The organism is uncultured Paraglaciecola sp., assembly GCF_937123705.1.
Taxonomy (GTDB): Bacteria; Pseudomonadota; Gammaproteobacteria; order Enterobacterales; family Alteromonadaceae; genus Paraglaciecola.
The window spans coordinates 1-24,547 of record NZ_CAKZKO010000010.1; the positions used below are offsets into that span (position 1 = coordinate 1).

General features: G+C 41.4%; 20 protein-coding genes and 1 pseudogene. 16 read left to right on the top strand and 5 right to left on the bottom strand.

The annotated features are described in order from the left end of the window. A pseudogene (locus tag Q0688_RS01265) lies at positions 1-1,307 on the top strand (peptidase M14); the annotation flags it as partial. A 32-nt stretch (positions 1,308-1,339) separates the two neighbouring features. On the opposite strand, the gene Q0688_RS01270 reads toward Q0688_RS01265, so the two are convergent. Beyond that, complete coding sequence (locus Q0688_RS01270; RefSeq protein WP_299072079.1) at positions 1,340-2,017, bottom strand: ComF family protein; 678 nt, start codon at positions 2,015-2,017, stop codon at positions 1,340-1,342. A 214-nt stretch (positions 2,018-2,231) separates the two neighbouring features. Between Q0688_RS01270 and Q0688_RS01275 the strand changes: the two genes are divergently transcribed. The 6 genes from Q0688_RS01275 to Q0688_RS01300 all read left to right on the top strand — a co-directional run bounded on the left by Q0688_RS01275 (position 2,232) and on the right by Q0688_RS01300 (position 10,495). Then, positions 2,232-2,792 carry an RNA polymerase sigma factor gene (locus tag Q0688_RS01275; protein WP_299072082.1) on the top strand — a complete coding sequence of 187 codons (561 nt, stop codon included), beginning with the start codon at positions 2,232-2,234 and terminating at the stop codon, positions 2,790-2,792. Next, positions 2,792-3,742, top strand: coding sequence for a FecR family protein (locus Q0688_RS01280; RefSeq protein WP_299072084.1), 951 nt, complete (start codon positions 2,792-2,794; stop codon positions 3,740-3,742). The genes Q0688_RS01275 and Q0688_RS01280 overlap by 1 nt, the downstream gene beginning before the upstream one ends. 111 nt (positions 3,743-3,853) lie before the next feature. Then, positions 3,854-7,114: a TonB-dependent receptor gene (locus Q0688_RS01285; RefSeq protein WP_299072087.1), complete on the top strand. Its 3,261-nt coding sequence runs from the start codon at positions 3,854-3,856 to the stop codon at positions 7,112-7,114. 95 nt (positions 7,115-7,209) lie between these two features. Next, the gene (locus Q0688_RS01290) at positions 7,210-8,868 is read left to right on the top strand and encodes an alkaline phosphatase D family protein (protein ID WP_299072090.1); all 1,659 of its coding nucleotides are present in this window, start codon (positions 7,210-7,212) and stop codon (positions 8,866-8,868) included. Positions 8,869-9,238: 370 nt separating this feature from the next. Continuing rightward, on the top strand, positions 9,239-9,562 hold the full coding sequence (locus Q0688_RS01295; protein WP_299072094.1) for a hypothetical protein: 324 nt from the start codon (positions 9,239-9,241) through the stop codon (positions 9,560-9,562). 18 nt (positions 9,563-9,580) lie between these two features. After that, entirely contained in the window at positions 9,581-10,495 is a 915-nt protein-coding gene (locus Q0688_RS01300) for a putative metalloprotease CJM1_0395 family protein (protein ID WP_299072097.1), read from the top strand. A gap of 127 nt (positions 10,496-10,622) precedes the next feature. Here Q0688_RS01300 and Q0688_RS01305 read toward each other — a convergent pair whose 3' ends face one another. From Q0688_RS01305 to hslR, 4 genes are all read right to left on the bottom strand, one after another. Further along, complete coding sequence (locus Q0688_RS01305) at positions 10,623-12,947, bottom strand: Tex family protein (RefSeq protein WP_299072100.1); 2,325 nt, start codon at positions 12,945-12,947, stop codon at positions 10,623-10,625. Positions 12,948-13,042: 95 nt separating this feature from the next. Then, a complete protein-coding gene (gene greB, locus Q0688_RS01310; RefSeq protein WP_299072102.1) occupies positions 13,043-13,534 on the bottom strand; it encodes a transcription elongation factor GreB in 492 nt (163 codons plus the stop codon). A gap of 659 nt (positions 13,535-14,193) precedes the next feature. Then, the gene (gene hslO / locus Q0688_RS01315) at positions 14,194-15,084 is read right to left on the bottom strand and encodes an Hsp33 family molecular chaperone HslO (protein ID WP_299072104.1); all 891 of its coding nucleotides are present in this window, start codon (positions 15,082-15,084) and stop codon (positions 14,194-14,196) included. Between the two features lie 17 nt (positions 15,085-15,101). Beyond that, entirely contained in the window at positions 15,102-15,500 is a 399-nt protein-coding gene (hslR, locus tag Q0688_RS01320; RefSeq protein WP_299072106.1) for a ribosome-associated heat shock protein Hsp15, read from the bottom strand. Between the two features lie 116 nt (positions 15,501-15,616). Between hslR and gspC the strand changes: the two genes are divergently transcribed. Genes gspC through gspK form a run of 9 tightly spaced genes read left to right on the top strand, consistent with a single transcriptional unit; the run spans position 15,617 to position 24,538 of the window. Continuing rightward, a complete protein-coding gene (gene gspC / locus Q0688_RS01325; protein WP_299072108.1) occupies positions 15,617-16,570 on the top strand; it encodes a type II secretion system protein GspC in 954 nt (317 codons plus the stop codon). Further along, complete coding sequence (gene gspD, locus Q0688_RS01330) at positions 16,567-18,624, top strand: type II secretion system secretin GspD (RefSeq protein WP_299072110.1); 2,058 nt, start codon at positions 16,567-16,569, stop codon at positions 18,622-18,624. The genes gspC and gspD overlap by 4 nt, the downstream gene beginning before the upstream one ends. Positions 18,625-18,626: 2 nt before the next feature. Further along, a complete protein-coding gene (gene gspE / locus Q0688_RS01335; RefSeq protein WP_299072112.1) occupies positions 18,627-20,189 on the top strand; it encodes a type II secretion system ATPase GspE in 1,563 nt (520 codons plus the stop codon). After that, on the top strand, positions 20,190-21,410 hold the full coding sequence (gene gspF / locus Q0688_RS01340; protein ID WP_299072114.1) for a type II secretion system inner membrane protein GspF: 1,221 nt from the start codon (positions 20,190-20,192) through the stop codon (positions 21,408-21,410). Next, positions 21,410-21,856: a type II secretion system major pseudopilin GspG gene (gspG, locus tag Q0688_RS01345; protein WP_299072116.1), complete on the top strand. Its 447-nt coding sequence runs from the start codon at positions 21,410-21,412 to the stop codon at positions 21,854-21,856. Before gspF ends, gspG begins: the two co-directional genes overlap by 1 nt. 22 nt (positions 21,857-21,878) lie before the next feature. Continuing rightward, positions 21,879-22,505 carry a type II secretion system minor pseudopilin GspH gene (gene gspH, locus Q0688_RS01350; RefSeq protein WP_299072118.1) on the top strand — a complete coding sequence of 209 codons (627 nt, stop codon included), beginning with the start codon at positions 21,879-21,881 and terminating at the stop codon, positions 22,503-22,505. Next, entirely contained in the window at positions 22,495-22,896 is a 402-nt protein-coding gene (gspI, locus tag Q0688_RS01355; RefSeq protein ID WP_299072121.1) for a type II secretion system minor pseudopilin GspI, read from the top strand. Before gspH ends, gspI begins: the two co-directional genes overlap by 11 nt. Beyond that, the gene (gspJ, locus tag Q0688_RS01360; RefSeq protein ID WP_299072123.1) at positions 22,896-23,528 is read left to right on the top strand and encodes a type II secretion system minor pseudopilin GspJ; all 633 of its coding nucleotides are present in this window, start codon (positions 22,896-22,898) and stop codon (positions 23,526-23,528) included. The genes gspI and gspJ overlap by 1 nt, the downstream gene beginning before the upstream one ends. Next, on the top strand, positions 23,525-24,538 hold the full coding sequence (gspK, locus tag Q0688_RS01365; protein WP_299072126.1) for a type II secretion system minor pseudopilin GspK: 1,014 nt from the start codon (positions 23,525-23,527) through the stop codon (positions 24,536-24,538). Before gspJ ends, gspK begins: the two co-directional genes overlap by 4 nt. Positions 24,539-24,547 lie beyond the last annotated feature (9 nt).

Consider the following 24,547-nt stretch of genomic DNA (forward strand, 5'->3'; position numbering starts at 1 on the left):
AGTATTGGCCCCTTAGCAAAGCAGTCAAGGTAGATGGGCAGACATTTGATACTAAACACAGTATGTTTGTACCTTTAAACCAACCACAGTATCGATTAATAAAGTCACTGTTTTCAACTCGTAAGTCTTTTGATGACAATACCTTTTATGATGTATCGAATTGGAACCTTCCTTTAGCATTTAATATTCAATATCAGGCCGTTGAGCGGCAGCCCAAACTGAACAAACAGCCTGTGAATAAAGCAGATACCCTTTATCCAAAATTGCTATCTAACGCCTATGCTTATGCGTTTTCTTGGCAGGATTATCAAGCGCCTAAGTTGTTGCAGCGTTTATTAGCCAATAACGTAAAAGTGAAGTTAGCGGGCGATGCGTTTTCAGCACAAACCGCTCAAGGTAGTATCAACTTTTCTGCTGGTGCGGTGATTATCCCGGCCGCTTTAGAGCAACCAAGCAATTTGTTAGAAATCATAAAAGCCCAAAACAGCGGGATCGGTATGGCAATTCATTCAATTACCTCAGGACTAACGCGCCAAGGTATTGATTTTGGTAGTCGCAAGATGCGCAACATCAAACAGCCTAAAGTGTTGTTAGTGGGCGGACGCGGTACCTCTCAGTATGAAATAGGAGAAGTATGGCATTACTTAGATCAACATCTTGATATGCCAGCGTCCATAACAGACTTATCCCAGCTAGCTAGGCTTTCATTATCAAGCTATACCCATATGATTTGGGTTGAAGGTCGATACAAAAATATACCAGACAAAACAGTCAAAGATATTGAGCAATGGGTAAAAAATGGCGGCATCTTAATTGGTCAAAAATCTGCGGCAAATTGGTTTTCAGATAACAAATGGCTTAAGGCGGATTTTAAAAGTAGCAGTGATATAGAATCGGCGTTTGATACCACAGGCATGGCCTATAAAAACCAAGAAGCGCTAAAAGCCAAACAAAGAATTGCAGGCGCGGTATTTGAAACAAATATAGATATTAGCCATCCTCTTGCCTTTGGTTTGAGCTCTCCAAAATTGCCGATGTTTAGAAACAGTACACATGTAATGCAACAACCAGACAAAGCTTTTACGACTGTAGCAAGTTATACCCAATCACCCCTAATGGCGGGATATACGGCTAAAGAGTTGCAGCATGTTATTGGCGGCAGCGCTGCTATTGTGTCCCATAATTTTGGCAAGGGTAAAGTGATAGGCTTTGCAACAAACGTCAATTTTCGCGGTGTGTGGTATGGCACAAGCCGTTTAATGAGTAATGCTATATTTATGGCTGGCTTTATCAACGCAAAGGGTTAGAACGAAGCGAGATAAACTACCAGGGAATTGGTTTAATGAACAAGGGTAAGGCAAATACTCCAAACATCCACTTTTAAATGAGGACAGTGCTTACGTAAATTACAGTAGGCACTGTTCATAGTACTACCTGTGGTGATGACATCATCAAATAGGGCGATATGGTCAATGTTTTTAAGTCGCTTATGGGCAGTTTCATTAATGCTAAATGCTTGTCGCAAGTTTTTACGTCTTTGAGCTGCTGATAGATTAGTTTGAGCTGAGGTAGATTTGCACCTTCTGATGATGGATGTGTCCATTGGTAAATCACTTAATTTGCAAATCTGCCGTGCTAATTCAATACTTTGGTTAAATTTTCTAAATAGATACCGATTATTATGTAAAGGCATAGGGATAACCAGTTGTGGTAACTCGGGCATAGAAGTTAAACAGCGTTTTACAAATAACGATGCTAGTCCATAAGCATTTGGGATTTGTTTCGAAAACTTTAATCCAGTCAATAATTTCGATAATGGCCATTGATAATCTGCTAGCGCCAATACCTGATTAAAGTTTACTTTGGTTAATCCTAGCGCAACTTTAGGTGCTAACATCAGATTGTGCTGGTATCGCTCTACGTCAAATAGCGAAAGATCATCAATACAGTAATGGCAAATTGAAGTGTCAGTTGTTTGTTTACACACTAAACAACTTTGAGACAGCTTTGTTAGCATGGCGTTACGGCCTATTTACTTCACAATATTTAGTTAAGTGTAGAAGATTTGTTGGTGAGCATAGCAATTACCAATATTTTTTAATTTACATAAAACCGAAACAATATGGCTTTCTACTCGTCATTAAGATGTTTGGTAAGCTTAAGGCTGGTTTAATCAAAATGTAATGTTAAACGACTACTTTATTTAAAATTTTGATATGACGGTAATTTTAATGAAATCCCAACTTTTTGCTCAGCTCTATCAGCAATTTTGGCCAGAGCTATGTGCAAAATTACAGCATCGTTTTGGTTCAGGACCGCCTGATCCAGAAGATATTGCGCAGCAGGCGTTTGTAAAGTATTCGGAACTAAGTGGGCAACATCGAATAGAAAACCCTCGGGCTTTTATTTATACAATGGCTCGCAATTTGTTTATTGATCAGTTTCGGCGTAATAAAAAGCAACAGCTGGTTATTGAAAAGATTTTCATAGAATTGGGCATGGAGCCCATGGTTGAAGTATCGGCCGAACAGGCGGCTTTGAAAGTTGAACGAAATCGACTTATTGAAAAAGCGATAGCTAAACTGGATGAAAAACAACATAAATTAATGACAATGAGTATTGTGGAGGGGAAAAGTTATCGCCAAATTGCGACTGACACAGGTTTGCCAATTTCAAATATCAGCCGAACTATTAGTGCCGCGCAAAATTTGATCGATGAGTTTGTCAATTTCCAAGAGGAGCCACATTCAGCCTTATCGAATTTAAGATTGGTGTTGAAGGAAAGAGTCTAATGACTATAAAACAAGGTTATAGTGCAGAGGTATATAAACGAGCAAGAGAGATCCACCTTTTTCTTCATTCAGGTCAGTATACTCAAAGTCAATTACAAGAGATAAAGGCGTTTTTGAGTCAGAATGTTCAACATGCTCAGTGTTTACGAGAGTTGGAAACATTGCACCAGCAAACTCGATATAGCTCTTTAGGTGAAGCAGCGATTGTCAAACATAAGAGCAATAGTAAAAAGCGGTACTTTCGTGGAGTATCTTGGCTTTTTGCAGCCAGTATTGGGTTTCTATCGGTTTTTTTGATGTTTCAACAGGCGACAGTTCAACCTTCGATCGAATACAAAACTGTAAGAGGAGAAGTATCGGAGTTTCTATTGCCAGATAATTCTGAGTTAATATTAGGAGCAGAAAGTCACGTAGTAGTGAAATTTACTGACGGCAAACGCTTGGTTTCACAAATTACTGGAGATGTACTTTATAAGGTCGCAAAAAATTCTTCTAGGCCTTTTATTGTGTCGGCCGGCGAAATTGAAATAACCGTATTAGGTACGGTTTTTGAAGTGCTTAAACGTAATCGAGCTGTTCAGATTGGCGTGAATGAAGGGCTAGTGGCAGTATCGAAAGATTCAAAAAGAGCCGAATTACGCCCTGCCAATAAACTGACTGTTAATGCTAGAGGAGAGTTTTCTGATATTTCTCTTACTGACCCACAACAATTTGCGATGTGGCGACAAAAGAGATTGTCCTTTCAACAAGCATCTTTAGCGGAAATAGTTGAAGTTATAAATCGCTATCGTCGTACGCAAATAAAGTTCTCTCACCCGCAGATTAGTCATCGAAGTGTTTCCGCTTCTTTTCGTTTAGATCAGTTAAATCAGTTTTTAGATGCCCTTGAAGTAAGTCATGGGGTGAATTGGCATATAGATACCAATGATGTGATTTGGTTAAAAATCTAGTTTATGAAGCTTTTGTGAAACCGACAAGTATATTGAAACAGATAGCGTCCCCATACGTCATTTAAGTAAATAAGCCCAATCAATCACTAAATAACGTTGGAGTATGAACAGATGTTTAAAAATCATCGCCCACAGTTTTTAGGCGCAGCTATTGCGTTAGCCTTACATAGCGCGCAGCCAGCATTTGCCGCAAATACTTTCGCAATTGAATCTCAACCATTAGGTCATGCTATTACCGCGCTGTCTCAGCAATATGATCAGGTAATTGTTGCTCCTGAAGATATTAATGAAAAAATAGTTATCGCTGCGGTGTCAGGGTATAGCAATTTAGTCGATGCGTTAAATGCTGCTTTAGAAGGCAGTCAATATATCGCGACTCAAAGACCTGGCCGCGCCATTGTTATTATGAAAAAAGTTGAAGCTACCCCAGAGTCTCCATCTACTGAAAAAGTGATAGAAGATAAAGAAGAGCCTTTAGAGCCTATAGAAGAGATTGTGGTTGTTGGTTCATATATCCCTGGTGCAAATATTACTGCGACCTTGCCTATTTCAGTAATAGGGAGTGAAGATATCGCTGCTTTTGGCGCAACTGATGGTGCCGAATTGTTAAGGATGTTGCCACAATCTGGTGACATTGAATTTAACGAAACCAATTTTTCTGGAGGCGTGAATACTGTTCGAGGTGATATTGCTTCAGTGAATTTGCGCTCAGTGGGTACCGGAAATACTTTAATGCTTATAAATGGGCGTCGAATGGCGGTACATCCTGGATGGCAAAATAGTAATTCTGTTCCAGTGGTAACTTATAATGCAAACACTATCCCAACTGCGGGTGTATCGAGACTAGAAGTTATGCGAGATGGCGCTTCTGCTTTGTATGGAGCAGATGCAGTTGCTGGTGTTATCAATACGGTGATGATAGATGATTATGAGGGTACTAAAGTCACTTTACGATATGGTAAAGAAACAACCTTAGGCAAAAAAGATCTTAATTTTACTCTTGCCAGCGGCAATGAATTCGCAGATGGAAAAGGGCACATTTCATTCTATGGTGGTTATAACCAAAGAAATTCAGTGCCTTCATCAAAATATAAATATGCTGTTGCAAATCGGGTTCCGTTTTTAGAAAACACTGAGTTCGCTGGCAATAATGCTTTTGACAACCGTACTTCTATAGGTGGTCATGGCTATTTTGATATGTTAGAACCTGGCGTAATCACACTTGATGACGGCACGGTATTAACCAATTCTTCTGGTCGTTTTCACGTTCAACCAAAAAGTCATAGCGGATGTTTGGCAAGTATCAGTGACGATATTTGCATCGATGACGGCTATTGGAGCTACAGTAATGACAATGGCATGTATCATGATTTAGAAAGTGAACGTGATTTATTCTCAGAACGAGATCGAGGCAATTTATTTTCAGTTGTTACTTATGACATTTCTGATGAATTACAACTTTATGGTGAGTTAGGAGCGTATTACGCAAAGACTCAACGCAGAGGCGATTCTGCTAGAATTTTAACAAATCAGTATATTACTATTTCAAAAGATGCTTATTGGAATCCTCTTGGTTCCACCTATCTCAATGATGGAAGCCTGAACCCTAGACGAATTGGAAATACCACAGGATTACCTGAAGAAGGCATAGATATGCACCTGCGTTCTTATCGAGTAATTGATACCGAAATCCCACGTTTTGGTGTTGTTACTAATGAAACCTATCGAGCCTTAATTGGCCTTAATGGGCAATTTGGTGATTGGGATTTTGATACGGCAGCTATGTATTCAACAGCGATCAGTAAAGATAAAACTGAATACGCCGTGTCTGTGAGTAAACTGCAAGCAGCCATTAATAAAACCACAGCTGATGCATATAACCCATATTGTGGGGCATGTAACTCACCAGAGGTGGTTTCCTCAATCTATGAGGACTTGTATAAAGAAGGGGATACTGAAGTTGCTTTGTTAGATTTTAAATTGTCTAACGGCGCACTGTTTAGTTTGGCCAGTGGTGATGTGGGATTTGCGACAGGTCTTGAATATAGGTACGAAAGTTTTAGTGATGATCGTGATGTTCGCCTTGATGGAAGTGCTCCATATGTTGACGCTATTACAGGAGCAGAACATCAAAGTGATTCGTTGGGTGATAGCCCGACCAACGATACAGCAGGTGATCGTAACGTGTTTTCAGCATTTGTTGAAATGGCAATACCTGTCGTCTCAGCACAGCAGTCAATTCCACTAGTACAGGCGCTAGATGTGCAGGCCGCAGCGCGTTACGAAGACTTTTCAGATTTTGGTAGTGTGGCCGTACCACGTATAGCAGCATCATGGGCGTTAAATGATGATGCCATGATTCGTGCAAGTTGGTCTAAAGGGTTTCGTGCCCCAAACTTAGTGCAAACCAATGCGCAAGCAGTGCAACGACAATCATCAACCGTTGATTACGCTCGTTGTGAGGCCATGTTGCAAAAAGGCATTATTGAAGGCAATTACACTAATTGTAAAGGCAACCAAGTAGCTGTCATTCGAGAGTCCTCAGCTTTGGATTCAGAAACCTCTTATAACCGAGGCTTAGGACTAGTATTAACCCCAAGTTCAATCCAAAATTTGACTTTGGCAGTCGATTACTGGGAAGCGGTGCAAAGAGATGTAGTAGGGGTATTAAGTGCTGACAATCAATCGGAGTTGGACCGTATATATTTGATGGAAGGTTTCAACAATACTAACGTAGTTAGAGCAGATCCAACCGCCGAAGATATTGCATTGTTTGAGGGTACCAATATGTCTGCAGCGGGTGAAATATTGCGTATTTACGACCCCTATATGAATTTAGATCGTCGAGCATCTAGTGGTATTGATTATACGGCTCAATATATCTCTAACGGTCAATTGGGGCAATTTACTTATAATTTGTCAGCTGCACAATTGAAAGGTGTTGAATCCTTTGCTGGCAACGAATCTCAGGCTCTAATCGACGCTGGATTGTCAGTGAATACTCTTGGACAACTAGTAGGCATTAATGGTCGTCCTGAGTGGAAAGCCAATGCTTCAATTAAGTGGAAAACAGGCAATTGGACCAGTGCATTGTTTTGGGAATATGTAGGAGAGTTTGAGGAATCAAGTGCCACAATTACGGTTGGAGAAGAAGAACAACAATGGAAAATTGATTCTTGGCAACAAGTTAATACCTATGTGAGTTACAAATTTAAAGAGAACATGTTGAAGGGATTACGCTTAACTTTTGGTGTTAAAAATTTGTTCGACAAATACCCTCCACTAGCCGATGAAAGCTTTGGTACTTTTGGGCGAGTTCATAGTATTTCGGGGCGTTATTTGTATACCAAGTTAACTTACAATTTTGACTAATCCCTAGACATTAATTGAAAGTAACTAGGATAAATCGCTATTTTGGGTGCTGGCTTAATGTGTAAATTCAAAGTAAAACAAGAGGATCAGATTTTGTGAACTCAACTACTCGTAGACATTTTTTAATTGGTGCATCGGCTTCTCTTATTGCCGCTGCATCAAGTAGTAATAGTCAGGAAGCCCAACTCCAAGCAAATAGACTGTTTGCTCATGGTATAGCGAGTGGTGACCCAACTCAAGATAGCTTGATAATTTGGACTCGAATATCGGTGATTGTAGCTACCACTGTTCGTTGGCAGGTCTCTAAAGACGCTGACTTTAGTCAAATAGTTAAGCAAGGCGAGAGGCTCGCCAATGGCTATGCCGACTATACGGTTAAGGTGGATGTAACTGGGTTGTCTCCAGGTGAAGTTTATTACTACCGTTTTTTAGTCGGTGAAGTGCAATCGGAAACTGGACGTACTAAAACTCTTACAGTAGGGCATCTAGATAAACTGAGTTTTGCGGTTGTGTCATGTTCAAATTACCCATTTGGTTATTTTAATGCTTATGAACATATAGCTGAAGACGATGATATTGATTTTGTTTTGCACTTAGGTGATTACATATACGAATACAGTCGAAAAAGTTGGGGTAGCGCTTTTGGGGTACTGTTAGATCGTGAACATGTGCCTGCCAATGAAATCATTACCCTTGCCGATTATCGTGCGCGTCATGCTCAATACAAGACAGATAATGGGTCTAAATTAATGCACGCAGCACATCCACTCATTCCTACTTGGGACGATCACGAGTCTACTAATAATCCCTATCTACATGGTGCTAAAAACCATCAAAAAAACGAGGGCGATTGGTACACAAGGCGAGCGGCATCTTTACAGGCATATTTTGAATGGATGCCGATACGCGACCCCAAGAGGGATAGCGATAGGGCTAAGTTATGGCGTCATTTTCAGTTTGGTGACCTTGCCAGTTTAGTCACACTAGAAACACGACATACCGGCCGTAGTAAACAACTTAGTTATGACACTGAGTTAGCTGACATAAAAGATCAACATTCGCGGGACAAATTCGTAGAGCAGCAAATTTATGATCCCTCTCGTAAGGTTCTGCATGCCGAAATGGAAGCATTTTTAGTCGATAAATTATCCCAATCAAAATCTAAACAACAGCCTTGGAGATTGATTGGTAATCAAATCCCGATGGCTAGAGTGATGATGCCGGATATACGCGGACACATAAATACTCAGCATTCTGATTTTTCCAGTAATCAAAAAAACAAGTTAAAGAAGGCTATGCAAATAGGAAAATGGCATTTACCTGTGTCTTTAGATACTTGGAATGGTTACGGTGCCGCTAGAGAGCAGTTTTATAATCTATGCCAAACTGCGCACGCCGAAGACTTATTAGTGTTCACTGGGGATAGCCATTGCTTTTGGGCAAATCAACTACATTCTAAAAATGGCACAAAAATGGGTTTTGAAATAGGCACTACTAGTGTGACTTCTCCTGGAAGTTTTGCATATTTTGGCCCATACACCCGTAAATTCGAAGAGTTGCTTAGAGAGCAAAATGAGGAAGTATTATGGGCAAATTGTGAACATAGAGGTTATGTAAAAACGCGGTTAACTGCCAAGCATGCAAAAGTGGACTACATAGCAATGCGAACTGTTACTGAGCGAAGTACTGAGAGTTTTATACAGCGAAGTATGACGATTGAACATAGTAACAAAGGCTTAGAGTATTCCTTTTAGCATAAAGCCTTTAAAGTAAAAGAAATTGTAGACGCAGCTATCTATAATAAAGTGTTTAGCAATTAGAAAAGTGCTTTGGTGTTGCAGGTTAATCCTAAATTCAAATATTTAGTTAAGTGTCGGAGGTTTGTAGGTAAACTTAGAAAATTAATTTGAAATAATAAGCTCTAAAATAGGTAAGGTAATTTTAGCTTAACCATTAATCTTTTAGATAGACACATTTACCCTAACAATCTGACCTGAATCCAGTGGTATTTTAAATAACTTATTGCAAATCATTGAAATATCGACACGCAAAGTCAGTTAAAGCTTTAATTAAAATCAAAAATGGTTAATAATTAAACAGGAGAGGGTGGTAGAGGTAGTGTAGATGGACATAAGCAATAATGTAAATTCAGCCATTGTTAGTGGCGCTTTAGGTATTAAACGGGCATCTGATGGTATTTCGCAAAATGCGTTAAATCTTGCCGGCTTGTCTGCTGTGTCAGCGCCTTCGACTGATCCTCAAGAGTTTTTAGCCAATGCTTCTTTAAATCAACTTAGTGCGAGTAAGCAACTTCTTCCTCAGGCTCGCGACGGGATCACCTCTGACTTAGTTGGTTTATCTGTTAATCTAGCCAATGCACAAGCATCAACAAAAGTTGTAGGCACTGCCAACGATACAGTTGGCACGATTTTGGACATTTTGGCCTAACGTTAGGCATTACAGATTATGAATGTTGTTCCTCCCGTCCCCACTCCTACAGTATTTAACGTTGGCACCGTTAATACCGAGTCAGTGCGCAGGGATAATAGCCAACGTGAGGCAGTACCTCAGTTAGCCGCCAATGAAAAATCTGCGGCTGAAACCGGCTTAGGCTCTGATGCGGATAAAGTTAAAACTCCCGGACAAGCACCACCTCCACTCACCTACGAAAAGCCGGTTCCGCAATTGGGTCAGCAACTCAATACCCAAAATGACTCTGCCAAAGACAACGGTCAAGATGCCAGTGCCGGTAAAGAAAATGCTGAAGAGCAACAACGTCAACAAGCCGAGCAGCAGAAACTTACAGATTTAAAGCAGCGAGATGCAGAAGTCAGAGCGCACGAGCAAGCCCATGCCTCTTTAGGAGGGCAATATGCCAGTTCACCTCAGTATGAATATGAAATTGGACCTGATGGCAAACGATATGCTGTTGGTGGTGAAGTCTCAATCGATATATCAGAAGAAGCTTCACCTGAAGAAACTATTCGTAAAGCACAGCAAGTCAAAGCGGCTGCTTTAGCTCCCGCAGAGCCAAGCTCACAAGATTTAAGAGTGGCCAGTGAAGCCACTCAAATGGCTCTTGAAGCCCGTACTGAATTAGCCAACGAAAAAGCTGAAGCGGCGCAAGCGTCATATGATCAAGCGATTTCTGAAACTCGTCAAGGTGAAGTAGCGCAGCAGGGTTCTGCCTTTAAGGAAAGCCCTAGCCTTGATGACACTGTAGATGGATTAGACGTTGAGATACCTAACCGAGAGTTTGATGGTGCGAGGGAGTTTCTGGCCAAACGAGACTTAGAAATAACACGTAGAGTGTCGGTGATTGAAAACTTTTATCAGCAGGTTACTGCTCCTCGCTCAGAAGGAATACGGCATTCTGCTTAAGTAAATCTTTGAAATATAGGTGTAAATTATAATTCTTAGACATTCCTTATCCCGTATTCGGGTTATAATAGAATGAAACAAGCCCTCAAAAAGAGGGCTTGTTGGTTTTAGGGGGGCGTACTTTTTACTATTTTTTTGCCTTTGCAAAGGCATCCGCAAAAGCGTTCCCCATCATTTGGTTCGACTGATTAGCTTGCGCTTGGCCCTGCTTAGTCTTAGTGGCTCGATTGTGAGATTTTTTGTCTGTATGGTGTTGTTGTGTCGATGGTTTTGCGGTTTGATTAGGGGTATCGCCCAAACGCATTGTAAAAGACACGCGCTTTCTGACAGCATCCACTTCCATCACTTTTACTTTGACAATATCACCTGTTTTGACAATGTCTCTAGGATCAGAAATAAACTTATCAGTCATGGCGCTAATATGCACTAATCCGTCTTGATGAACCCCTACATCCACAAAGGCTCCAAAGTTGGCAACGTTACTCACTACGCCTTCCAAAATCATACCTACTTTAAGGTCTTTTAGAGACTGGACATCGTCTTTAAAGTTAGCGGTTTTAAATTCAGGGCGAGGATCTCGGCCGGGTTTGTCGAGTTCGCGAATAATGTCGGTGACTGTCGGTAAACCAAATACGTCAGTTACAAAGTTTTCAGGATTAAGTTTAGTTAATACTTCTGAGTTGCCAACAATATCATGCATGGCAATACAAGCATGGTCGACAATTGAATTAACAACCGGGTAAGCCTCTGGATGTACTGCTGATGCATCAAGTGGGTCATCTCCACCCATAATGCGCAAAAATCCTGCCGCTTGCTCGTAAGCCTTTGGCCCTAATCGTTCTACATCAAGTAAGGCTTTACGGCGCTTAAATGCACCGTGTAGATCGCGATAGCTCACAATATTGTTAGCCAAAGTGCGATTCAGACCGGACACATGGCTAAGCAGTGCACCCGATGCTGTGTTTATGTCTACGCCAACGGCATTTACACAATCTTCAATCACAGTGCTCAGTGATTTTCCTAAATTGCTTTGGCTAACATCGTGCTGATACTGCCCTACACCTATGGCCTTTGGCTCAATTTTAACTAATTCAGCGAGTGGATCTTGTAAACGCCTAGCGATAGACACTGCACCGCGTAAAGATACGTCCATATCAGGTAATTCATTTGACGCTAATTCTGACGCAGAATACACCGATGCGCCGGCTTCACTGACAATAATCTTAGTTACACCCAAATCTGGGTGGGATTTGATCATTTCGGCGGCCAGTTTATCGGTTTCTCTAGAGCCCGTGCCATTACCTATGCTGATAAGTTGTACTTTGTGTTGCTTACATAAAGTGGCTAGGGTGCGCAGTGATTTATCCCACTGATTTTGCGGCACATGGGGGAAAATTGTTGTAGTAGCCAATACTTTGCCTGTGGCATCTACTATGGCTACCTTTACACCTGTGCGCAGTCCAGGATCTAACCCCATTGTTACTTTAGGGCCCGCCGGCGCGGCCATTAATAGATCGTTTAGGTTTTTTGAAAATACATTTATTGCGTCTTGCTCTGCCTGCTCACGCACGGCGCCGAATAGTTCATTCTCCATATGGAGTTGTATTTTGATTCGCCAAGTCCACTGCACCACGGACGATAACCAATTGTCTGCGGGTCTATTGGCAAGTTTAATATTGAAATGTTCGGCAATAATCTGTTCGCAGTATGAGCTTCTATCCCCCTCATCTTTCTCAGGATCGGCATCCAAATTGACCTGTAAAAATTTTTCGTTTCTACCTCTAAACATCGCCAATGATCGATGAGAAGGAACTTTTCTCAATAATTCAGTATGTGAAAAATAGTCTTTGTATTTGCTCGCTTCTGATTCTTTACCTGCTATGACTTGGCTTTTTATATGAGCATGTTTATTTAAAAATTGACGCACCTTTTGGAGTAATTTTGCATCTTCGGCAAACCGCTCCATCAAGATAAACTTTGCGCCATCCAATGCTGATTTAGTGTCGGCTATGGTATCGTTATTGACGTAGGCCATAGCTTCAGACTCGGGGTTTAGTTGTGGATTATTGAATAAATCGTTGGCTAGTGGTTCAAGTCCTAACTCAATGGCTATTTGTCCTTTAGTACGACGTTTAGGCTTAAAGGGCAGGTAAATATCTTCTAGTTCTGTTTTGTTTTCTGCCTCAAGCAAACTTGCCTTTAATGGCGTGGTCATCTTTTGTTGATCTTCAATCGACTTGATGATGACTTTACGCCTGTCTTCTAAATCCCGCAGATAGGTTAAGCGTTGCTCAAGTTTTCTCAATTCAATATCGTCTAAGCCAAAGGTGGCTTCTTTTCGATAGCGGGCAATAAAAGGGACAGTTGACCCCTCATCAAGCAAAGTAATCGCAGCTTGAACTTGTTTTGCTTGAACTTGCAGCTCAACTGCAATTTTTTCTACTATTTTCATCAAAGAACCTGTATGTCGTTCATTTTTATCTAGGCCTTATATAGGGATGCGAACCAAGAATTACCAGTGATAGCGCCACATAATTGGCAACAATATTAATCTTTTTCAAAGGCCTGTTTATATTCAATGGTGTTTATAAACCATTGTTGTGTGCCACTTGGCGTATTAACTTGAAAATTATCATCAACACTCTTTTTAAGCAGAGCCCTGGCCATAGGTGAATCTATGGATATGAAAGCCTTATCTTCTCCATAAATTTCTTCTGGGCCCACAATACGAAACTTCATCACCTCACCTTGACTATTTTCAATTTCTACCCAAGCGCCAAAAAAAACCTTGCCATCTTGGGCGGGGGCATAATGAACAACTTGAAGATCTGGAAGTAACTTTCTCAAAAACCTAACGCGGCTATCAATTTGTCGCAATAAGCGTTTGTTGTATTGATAGTCTGCATTCTCAGATCTATCACCGAGACTCGCTGCCCAAGTAACAATCTTGGTTATTTCAGGGCGCTTTTTGGTCCATAAATAGTCATGTTCATCGTATAGTTTTTTATAGCCCTCAGGTGTGATTAACTTTGTTTTCAATCTTCAATCTAACTCAATAAGTTGTTTGGCAAGGGCAATTATAGGTTTTCTAAAGCTTATACCAAAGCATCAATTTTAATAGGAAAATAATATCACTTCAGGTGGTAATAAAAATCAGATTTTTAGTGCATTTTATTACAAGAAATAGCCATAGTTAGTCGTGTAAAAATAGGGTTTTCGGCTATGCTTAACATTAATCAAAGTGAAGTAGGGTTTTAGCTAAAAATCACTACAACGCCCATTTAAAAGGCACTTTGATGAACCTAGCGTAAAAAAGAGTTGCCCTTTATTACGCCATTTATTGAGCCAACTGAAATGAGAGAGAAAGTCATACTACCTTTGAACTTGGCAACACTTGATTTGAGGTAAATAACGACATCCAAACATATAAAGTTGCAACAATATTTAGTCGAAATGACATAAAAATCAGAGTTTAAATTACCCGGTTCAATCGGGATAAATAGCCCTTTTGAAGGGCAACAGAGTCAGGGAATAAGGTTCAGCATGGAGAATAGCTGATTATCACAATGATAAAGTTAAGCCGACCACGGAAACGTGGCCGGCTTTTTATTTGCTGTATCTTGTAGGTACGTAAAACTCAAGTTTTTATTGTGATATTTAGAACTTGTTATTGCCAAACTAAAGTTGTCATTGCAGCTTTAACCTTGCCCTGCTGGCATATTAAACGTACCAGCATGGATACTCTCAATATCGATAGTGTCGAAGCTGTATTGTGTATGACAATATTGACAATTCATCTTAATGTCACCGTCTTTAGCGGCTATTGCAAGTAACTCTTCTTTACTGACTCCAGTTAAAGCTGCTGCGCTGCGTTCTTTGCTGCAACTGCATTTAAACACTACATTTGTGGCTGGGTATACTTCTATTTGTTCTTGATGATATAGACGATGCAATATGTCTTCAGCAGGTAATTCGAAGATCTCTTCATTTTTTATGGTTTCAGTCAACTTGCATAGGTGTTCAAAATCGGTGTCTGCAGTTGCCGTGGATTGGCTACTAGTTGGCAGTACTTGTAAAAACATGCCACAGGCTTTTGTTACGTTTGCGGTCACTTGAGTGCGCAAAATCATTTTAGTGGCCAATTGCTCTGACTGTTCAAAATACCCTTCGATACACTCTGCTAAGGTGGGCCTGTCAAGTGCCACCATGCCTTGATAACGTTCTCCTTTTTCTGGCGTAATAGTGATAACCAATACCCCTTTTTGAACCAATTGGTTAAATTTTGTTGGCAAGGTTTCAAGCTCTTCATTCCATCTAGCTACCCCTCTTAATTGTTGATTGTGGGTGCCATTGATTACCGCATAACTAAGAGGGCCTTCACCTTGAATTTGAATGGCGATGTCACCCTCAAACTTTAATGTGGCGGTTAATAGGCTGGCGGCCGCCATTAATTCACCTAACAGTTGCTGAATAACAGGTGGATAAGGGTAAGAGTCTAAAATGGATTGAAAGCTTTTTTCTAAACGAACCATTTCGCCTCTTACATTACCTTGATTAAATAAATATCGATGAAGTTGGTCAAATGACATACTAATTACCTTGCGAATTACTGTTGTTTAAATTGAATAATTTGACGCCGCTGTTTTTTATCTGGGCGATGATCTGGTTTAGGGCTATGAAAGGCGCTTAGTTTACGTGCTTCTGCATTGCTTGCACGTAGATTTTCACTGGCTTGGGTTTCTTCATACATTAATTGTGCTAAAGGCGCTCCTTGGCGCTGTTCTTTTAATTGTAATACAAATATATCTTTTACATCATAACCTTGGGGAACTTTTATGCTTGCCCCCAACTCTACTATTTTGCCGGGTTTACTGCGTTGTCCATTGTATTGTACTTTGCCAGATTGCACTGCATCTCTGGCTAAAGAGCGAGTTTTATAAAAACGGGCAGCCCAAAGCCATTTATCAAGTCTGACTTTAAGGTGTTCTTCTAAGTTTTTTTGCATAGGCTATACCCTTTAAATTTGTATCTTTTTGTAACGATCGACGAATTAAGGTTGTTCCACTAGCGCCTACTCGTTATCATTGGCAAGTTAGGCTTTATACATCCCACCGAGAGACAATGACAGTCGTTAATCATACCGCTAATCAATTATGGCTCCAATTAGTCAAAAACCAACAGAAAGTAAATTTTTTGCTGGTTGTGCTATTGGCTATCTTTCTGCTTTCTTATGCAGCTGAACTCACCTGGCGTTTATGGCCACAACCTGCTGGAAATAATAAAGTAGAGAATATCTTTAGGGCGCAGCCGATTACATCAAAAAATACCAATAGCAGCCTAAATTTGGCTGATCTTAAGCGTCTTAATTTGTTTGGTGATTATAATGCCAAGCCTATTGTAGTTGAAGAAAGTGCCGTTATTGATGCGCCTGTTACTCGTTTAAGTTTGACCTTAACAGGGGTTGTCGCCAGCTCGACTAAAGATCAAGGAGCAGCGATTATCGAAAATCAAAAGCTGCAGCAGACTTATGGTGTGGGCGAAAAAATCGACGGTACTAATGCAGTATTAAAAGAAGTGTATTCGGACCGCGTGATTATCAAAAATGGTCTATCTAATGAAACTTTGATGTTAGATGGGGTGGAATACAAAAAAAATGTAGTCAAAGTAGTTAGTCAACCAAGCGAAGCGCCTGTTGCACCCATTCAGGCTAGCAATAGTAATTCGGAGCGAAGAACGTTATCAGATGCTGCTGCCCAAGCTAGTCGAGACTTACAAAGCCAACCAACTAATTTTGCTGACTACATTGCTATATCGCCACATCGCCCTAGTGGTGAATTGGCAGGCTACCGTGTGAGACCAGGAAAAAATCCAGCGTTGTTTAATGCCGCAGGGCTAAAATCCGGTGATGTAATCACCGAAGTTAACGGTTTAGATTTAACCAATATACAACAAGCATTAGAAGCGATGAATATGTTCAAAGAAATGCAATCTTTGCAAATGTCTGTTCAACGCAAAGATGAACTTATTACTATTTACCTTGATCTACCCAAAGGGGAAGAGGAACCAGAAACATGATCTGTACGTCACGCAATCACTCCAATGTAATTAAAGGACTATTCCTAGCTATTGGAAGTGCGCTTTTTGCTGTTTCGAGCCTAGTAGCCGCAGCGGATTATTCTCCAAATTTCAAAAATACTGAAATCGGTGAATTTATCAATATAGTGGGTAAAAACTTAGAAAAGACCATTATTGTTGATCCTAATGTGCGGGGTAAAATAACTGTACGTAGCTATGATTTATTAAACGAAGAGCAGTACTACCAGTTTTTCCTGAACGTGCTACAAGTTTACGGATATTCAGCAGTGACTATGCCTAGTGGTGTGATTAAGGTTATCCGTTCTAAAGATGCTAAGGCCTCAAATATTCCAGTGGTTGAAGGTAATCCTTTTGACGGTGATGAGATGATCACCCGCGTGATGCCTGTGTATAACGTTCCAGTAAGAGAGCTTGCTCCTTTACTGCGTCAGCTTAACGACACAGCTGGTGGTGGAAATGTTGTTAGCCATGATGCCTCTAATGTGATGATGCTTACTGGCCGCGCCGCTGTGGTTAATCGTTTAGTAGAAATAATCGAACGGGTTGATAAGGCCGGTGACGAAGAAGTCGAAATCGTAAAATTAAAATTTGCATCAGCCACTGAACTGGTGCGAATTGTTGAAAGTATCAATAAATCTCAAGGTGGCAAAGCCAATGCGGCAGGTAAATCAGCCCCTAGAGTGGTTGCCGATGACAGAACCAACAGTGTTATTGTTAGCGGAGATATTAAGGCCCGTAAGCGTTTGGTTAATTTAATAGAGCGCATGGACTCTGAGCTAGAATCTAACGGTAATACCCGTGTTATCTTTTTGAATTATGCTAAATCAGAAGATTTAGTCAAAGTCTTGCAAGGGGTCAGTGCCAGCCTTGCAGCCGAAACGCAAGGTGCGGCTAAGAATCGTCAAACCAAAAGCCGTGATATCAGTATTGATGCTCATCAAGACTCAAACGCCTTAGTGATAACCGCAGAGCCCGATATGATGCGCTCACTCGAAGACGTGATCCGCAAGTTAGATGTGCGCCGCGCACAAGTACAAGTTGAAGCCATAGTGGTAGAAGTATTTGAAGGTGACGGCACAACCTTAGGGGTACAATGGGCCAACGAAAAAGGCGGTGGCACCCAGTTTACTAATGGTGTAGTAGGCATTGGTTCTCTTGCTGTTGGGGTTAATCAAGCAGAAGATAAAACCATTGTCGATACCATAACTACCACGTCTAACGGTGACACTGTGGTAGTGCCAACCGAAAAAACTCAGCTTGGTGATTTAAGTACCCTTGGTGCTTTGTTAGGTGGTGTAAATGGCTTCTTACTTGGAGGCGTGAAAGACGGTTGGGGTGCAGTACTACAAGCGGTCAGTACCGATACCAATTCCAATATTCTGGCTACGCCTCACCTAACGACTATGGACAATGAGGAAGCCTTTTTCATTGTGGGTCAAGAAGTGCCTATTATCACGGGTTCTACCACAGGTTCGAGTAACTCAAATCCTTTTACCTCGGTTGAGCGTCAAGAAGTGGGTATCAAGTTAAAAGTCACACCACAAATTAATGAAGGTGACGCGGTACAGCTGTTGATAGAGCAAGAGGTATCGAGCGTCAGTGGTGCTACCTCTGTGGATATTCTTATCAATAAGCGTGAAATAAAAACCTCTGTAATAGTCGATGATGGCGGCACTATTGTGCTGGGCGGATTGATTGATGAAGATGTGCAAGAAAGTGTTTCTAAAGTGCCATTATTAGGCGATATCCCACTCATAGGACACTTGTTTAAGTCCACCTCGACTAGCGTGCGAAAACGTAACCTGATGGTATTTATTCGCCCCACTATTATTCGTGATGGCGTGACCATGAATGAGATAAGTCAGAAAAAGTATCAATATATTCGTGCTGAACAGCTTAAGCGTCAGTCTCAAGGTATTCCCTTGATGCCTTTCTCTGAAGGGCCGTCTTTGCCAGAGTGGGATGAGTCTTTAAGCCTACCTCCTTCATTTGAAGATTATATCGAAAAAGAAAAGAAAGAAGGTAACGACTAGTTATGTCAGCTTCACAAATAAGCGTCGCAGAAGCTGAAGAACAGGCATTGCTTGAATCTGGCACCGATCTCGACACTCCAGTCGATGAGCCTGAACACAAGCAACTTGCCTTTAGTTTTGCCAAGCGCCATCAAGTGCTGCTGGACACAGGTGTTACGCCGGCCATTTTGTATCATACCCAAGATACTGAATTTCAAGTGTTTGCTGAGGTTAGACGTTTCTTGGGAGCTGAATTTCAGCTACAAGAAATCGAGCTCGATAAGTTTGAGTCCATATTAACCAATGCCTTTCAACGAGATTCATCGGCAGCCAAGCAATTAATGGAAGACATAGGCAACGAAAGTGACCTGTTTAGTCTTGCCGAAGAACTACCTGATACCGAAGACTTGCTCGAAAGCGAAGACGACGCGCCTATTATCAAACTGATTAATGCCATGTTAGGTGAAGCCATCAAAGAAGGCGCATCTGATATTCATATCGAAACCTTTGAATCGCAGCTCTTGGTGCGTTTTAGAGTAGACGGCGTATTGCGAGAAATTTTACGTCCTAATCGTAAGATGGCCTCGATGTTGGTATCTCGTATCAAAGTTATGTCGAAAATGGACATAGCAGAAAAACGGGTACCCCAAGATGGCCGTATTACTTTGCGAATAGCAGGTCGAGCGGTAGATGTAAGGGTATCGACTATGCCGTCGAGCCACGGTGAGCGGGTAGTATTACGTTTACTCGATAAAAACAACGTGCGCTTGAATCTTGTTGATTTAGGTATGACCAAAACCAATCGGGGCTTCTTTTCCAGCTTAGTGCATAAACCCCATGGTATTATTTTGGTTACCGGCCCTACAGGTTCGGGTAAATCCACAACCTTGTACGCAGGTTTGAGCGAAATCAACTCTAAAGACCGCAATATTTTAACGGTTGAAGATCCCATCGAATTTGATTTGCAAGGTATAGGTCAAACCCAAGTAAACGACAAAGTTGATATGACCTTCGCCCGCGGCTTACGGGCTATATTACGTCAAGATCCTGATGTAGTGATGGTGGGTGAAATTCGAGATCTGGAAACAGCGCAAATCAGTGTGCAAGCCAGTTTAACCGGTCACCTAGTGATGTCTACCTTGCACACTAACACCGCCGCTGGAGCCATTACTCGCTTGGAAGATATGGGTATCGAACCCTTTTTATTATCCTCAAGTTTATTAGCGGTATTATCGCAACGACTGGTGCGTACTTTGTGCCCAGACTGTAAAGTTCCGCATATACCAAGTGAACAAGAGTGCAGTATTTTAGGCATTAAGGCCGAAGATGTTGCAGATCATGCTATTCAGGCGCCAAAAGGTTGTGCCGCATGTAATCAAACGGGTTATCGTGGCAGAACAGGTATTCACGAATTATTAGTGGTCGACGAAGGCATTCGAGAGCTTATCCATAATGGCCACGGCGAACAAGCCATCGAAAAGTATATTCGCCAAAACACCCCGAGTATTCGAGATGATGGCTGTGACAAAGTGTTGTTGGGTCTCACTTCACTCGAAGAAGTGTTGCGAGTCACAAGGGAAGATTAAATGGCGGCTTATGCATATCAGGCCATGGACAAAGGTGGCAAAAATAAAAACGGAGTGTTAGAGGGAGATAACCCTAGGCAAATACGTCAGCAATTGCGTGAGAAAGGGTTAATACCCATGCAAGTTGACCAAGTGGCTGAAAAGGAACGGAAGTCTCAAGCCGGTTTTACCTTATTTAAAAACACCATATCTGCCGCCGATTTATCGCTGCTTACTCGGCAACTATCAACTCTAGTTGAAGCGTCATTACCTATTGAAGAGGCCTTGCTGGCGGTAGCCGAGCAATGCGAAAAACCGCGTCAAAAAAACATGATGCGAGCGGTGCGTAGTAAGGTGGTGGAAGGCCATACGCTCGCCGATGCCATGGCAGAGTTTCCCCATGTATTTGATGATTTGTTTCGGGCAATGGTGGCGGCAGGTGAAAAATCTGGGCATCTGGATACCGTACTTAACCGTTTGGCCGATTACACCGAAAAGCGTCAGCAAACCAAAAGCCAAATTACCCAAGCTATGGTTTACCCAAGCATTATGATGTTTTTTGCCTTTGCCATAGTGATATTACTACTGACTGTGGTGGTACCTAAAATTGTAGGGCAATTTCAAAATATGGGGCAGGAGTTGCCCACTATCACTCAAATATTAATTGATATGAGTGAGTTTTTACGAGCCTATGGTTTAGCCTTAGCCGTGGTAATAATGACTATTACAGTGATAATCAATAGCATGCTACAAAAGCCTGCAATGAAAAAGCGCTATCACAAACTAATTCTAGACCTTCCCCTAATTGGTAAATTGTCCAAAGGCCTAAACACCGCAAGGTTTGCCCGAACACTTAGTATTTTAACTTCAAGCTCAGTGCCACTATTGGAAAGTATGCGTATTGCCAGTGAAGTACTTGAGAATCTACAAATAAGAGAAGCCGTTAAAACGGCCGCGGGATTTGTAAAAGAAGGCTCTAGTTTGCGAGCATCTCTGGAGCAAACTAAAATGTTCCCTCCTATGATGATGCATATGATTGCATCGGGCGAACGCAGTGGCGAATTACAACAAATGTTAGCCCGCGCCGCCGATAATCAGGACAGACAATTTGAATCTTTAGTGGGTATGTCGCTCAAAGTATTCGAACCCATTTTAATTGTGACTATGGCAAGTGTCGTACTCTTTATCGTTTTGGCGATCATACAACCTATTTTAGCTTTAAATTCTATGGTGAATATCTAATGAAACAACAACATCCCTCTCGTAAAAATAGCGGCTTTACCCTTATTGAAGTTATGGTGGTATTACTGATTATTGGTATTATGGCGGGCATGATTGCACCGCAAATTTTAGGTAATCAAGAAGAAGCCCAGCTTAAAACTGCGGCCATTGATATCCAAAGTTTAGAAAATGCCCTTACTCAATACAAATTAAGCAACAATGTGTTTCCAACCACAGAACAAGGTTTAGATGCCTTGGTAAACGAGCCGACAGTGGATCCTATCCCGCGCAACTACAGGCAAAATGGCTACATTACTCGACTACCGAACGATCCTTGGGACAACCCTTATCAGCTGCTTAATCCAGGTGAACAAGGTCAGATTGATATTTTTTCTAATGGCCCAGATGGCGAACCAGGCACCGAAGACGATATTGGTAATTGGAATATCAACGACTACTTAAACTAAGTTGATTTGAACGCCACATAAGATGAATACTCGTTACCCAGTCTTCTCCAAAAAAAGCGGTTTTACCTTGATTGAAATCATGGTGGTGCTGCTTATTATGGGATTGGCAACGGGGGCCGTAATGCTTAGTTATTCTGGGGAAAGCGGTCAAGATATCCTCAAAAAACAAAGTCAGCGTATCCAAGTGGTATTTAATATGGCATCGGACTATGCGGTATTAAACCAAAGGCAGCTGGGATTACGGGTCAATAAAGAAGACAACAGTTACTACTTTATGTACCTAGATGAAGAACAAGAATGGCAAAAGCTTGAATTAGATAATACCTATTCAGAACATCGCCTACCGGAATATTTCAGCTTAGATCTAACTTTAACCGACCTTCCTTGGGAAACTGAAGAAAGCCTGTTCAGTAGCGATGCTTTTGATGAAGAATTGTCATTATCTTATGATCGCGTGGAAATAGGCAATGAGGAAGATAAAAAACTCGATCCACCGCAGATATTTATTTTTTCAAGTGGTGAAATCACGCCGTTTTCCATCACCTTAGCTTACGAGCCAGAGTTTAGTAACGATTTAGCATCCTATTACCGAGTCAACGGTCAAGACAGTACACCTTTAACGACTGAAGGGCCATTAGATGCGCCCTAGCCAGCACTATTTCGCACATCCTCGCTATCTTCACGGAATGACCTTACTCGAGGTAATGGTCGCGCTATTTATTTTTGCGGTAACCGGTACCGCCATTATGAAGTCGGCAAGCGAGCACTTAATTGGTGTAGGTCAAATTGAAGATATCACTTTTGCTACTTGGGTGGCTAATAACCGCCTTACCCAACTGCACATTGATAACACCTGGCCGGTTAAAAATAAAAAAAAGGGTGAACAAGAAATGGCGGGCCGAAAATGGTATTGGCGGCAGCAAGTCACAAAAACCAGCGATAATGATATGGTGCAAGTAGAAGTCTCTGTTGGATTAGATGAGCAACTACAAACAACAGTGACATCGGTCAGCACCTTTATTGCCAAGCAAGCAAAATAATGAAACCTCAAACTACTACCCAAGGTCTTGGGTTTACCCTAATAGAAATACTAGTGGCTATGGCCATTTTTACTGTTATTGGGTTGGCCAGTACAGGGGTGCTTACCTCGGTGATTAATAGTGATGAGTTATCAACCCAACGCTTTGCAAAATTGCAAGAATTACAGCGAGCCATGCTCACCCTAGAGCGAGATATTTCACAGATTGTGCCGCGAGCAGCGCGCGTCAACAGCGAGCTGGTTAGCGCAGTGACCACTGGTGGTGTGGATGTACTCGATAGTGATGCCGATGGCCTTGGCTTTGTAAGGGGAGGTTGGCATAATCCACAAATGTTGCTACCCCGTAGTACCTTACAGGCTGTGGGTTATCGTGTGAAAGATGAGCAGCTGCAACGTTTGTATGGCAATTATGTCGACAACGTCATCGGCTACGAGCCTAAAGTAAAAATTCTATTGTCAGATATTAAAGATTTTCGCGTGAGCTTCTTAACCCAAGTTGAGCAACTAGAAGAGCCTAAAAAGTGGCAAGATGAATACGCTAGTACCAAGTTGCCTATTGCCATTTCTGTCACTTTAGTCAGTCAAACTTTTGGTGAAATTCGCCGAGAATTTATGTTGGCAAACGGCGAATGATGAATTCACAACGTAATCAACAAGGCGTGGCACTCATTATAGTGCTATTGATTGTGGCCATAGTTAGCGTGCTTGCCACCGAAATGGGTGGCCGTATGCAATTGCAAGTTAAACGCGCCTCTAATATAAAGGAAAATAACCAAGCTTACTGGTATGCCATGGGAGCAGAGCAGTATGCTCGAAAATCCTTAAAGCTATTAATTGATAATGACGGTGATGTAATCCATCTTGATCAGCAGTGGGATCAAGAATTTGCCTATCCTATTGAAGGTGGCGGAATTCAGGCGCAGTTAGTGGATATGCAAAGCTGTTTCAACTTGAATGCGTTGGTCGAACCAGATAGCCCTGCTCCAAGTGTCAATAACAACAATTCAAATAACAATGATCCTTTGTTACCCGCTCGCAAACTCGCCTTTAAGCGATTGTTAGATGAAGTGGAACCCGCGATCCCTGGGTATAATATTGATATACTCCGTGATTCCTTGGTTGACTGGTTAGATAACGACAGTAGAACAACAGATTATGGCGCTGAAGACAGTGAGTACGAAAGTCTACAGTTTCCCTATGTGGCCGCTAATAACTTTATGGTGCATAAATCCGAACTACGTTTAGTTAAAGGGGTAGAAGTACCCTGGTTAAACGAATTACTAAAATTAGTCTGTGTACTACCCAATGACAGCTTATTTAAAATTAATATCAATACTGTGAGTGAAGAAAACGCAGCGGTTATTGCCGCCGCGACTGGACTAACACGTTCAGACGCAGAGTCAATATTGGCTAATCGTGGAGCTGAGGGTTACCAAAAAGTTGAAGAATTTTTAGATGATCCTAGTATCCAAGCATTAAAGCTTAAAAATGCGCAAAAAGACTGGTTTGATGTCAAAACATCACATTTTATTTTGCATACAAAGACCAAGTACAATGATGCAACTTTTGCGATGCAAACGTTGTTTAAAGTCGATTCCAATAAAAAAATCAGCATTATCCGACGTGAGTTTAGTGGTTTTTAGTAGTTGAAT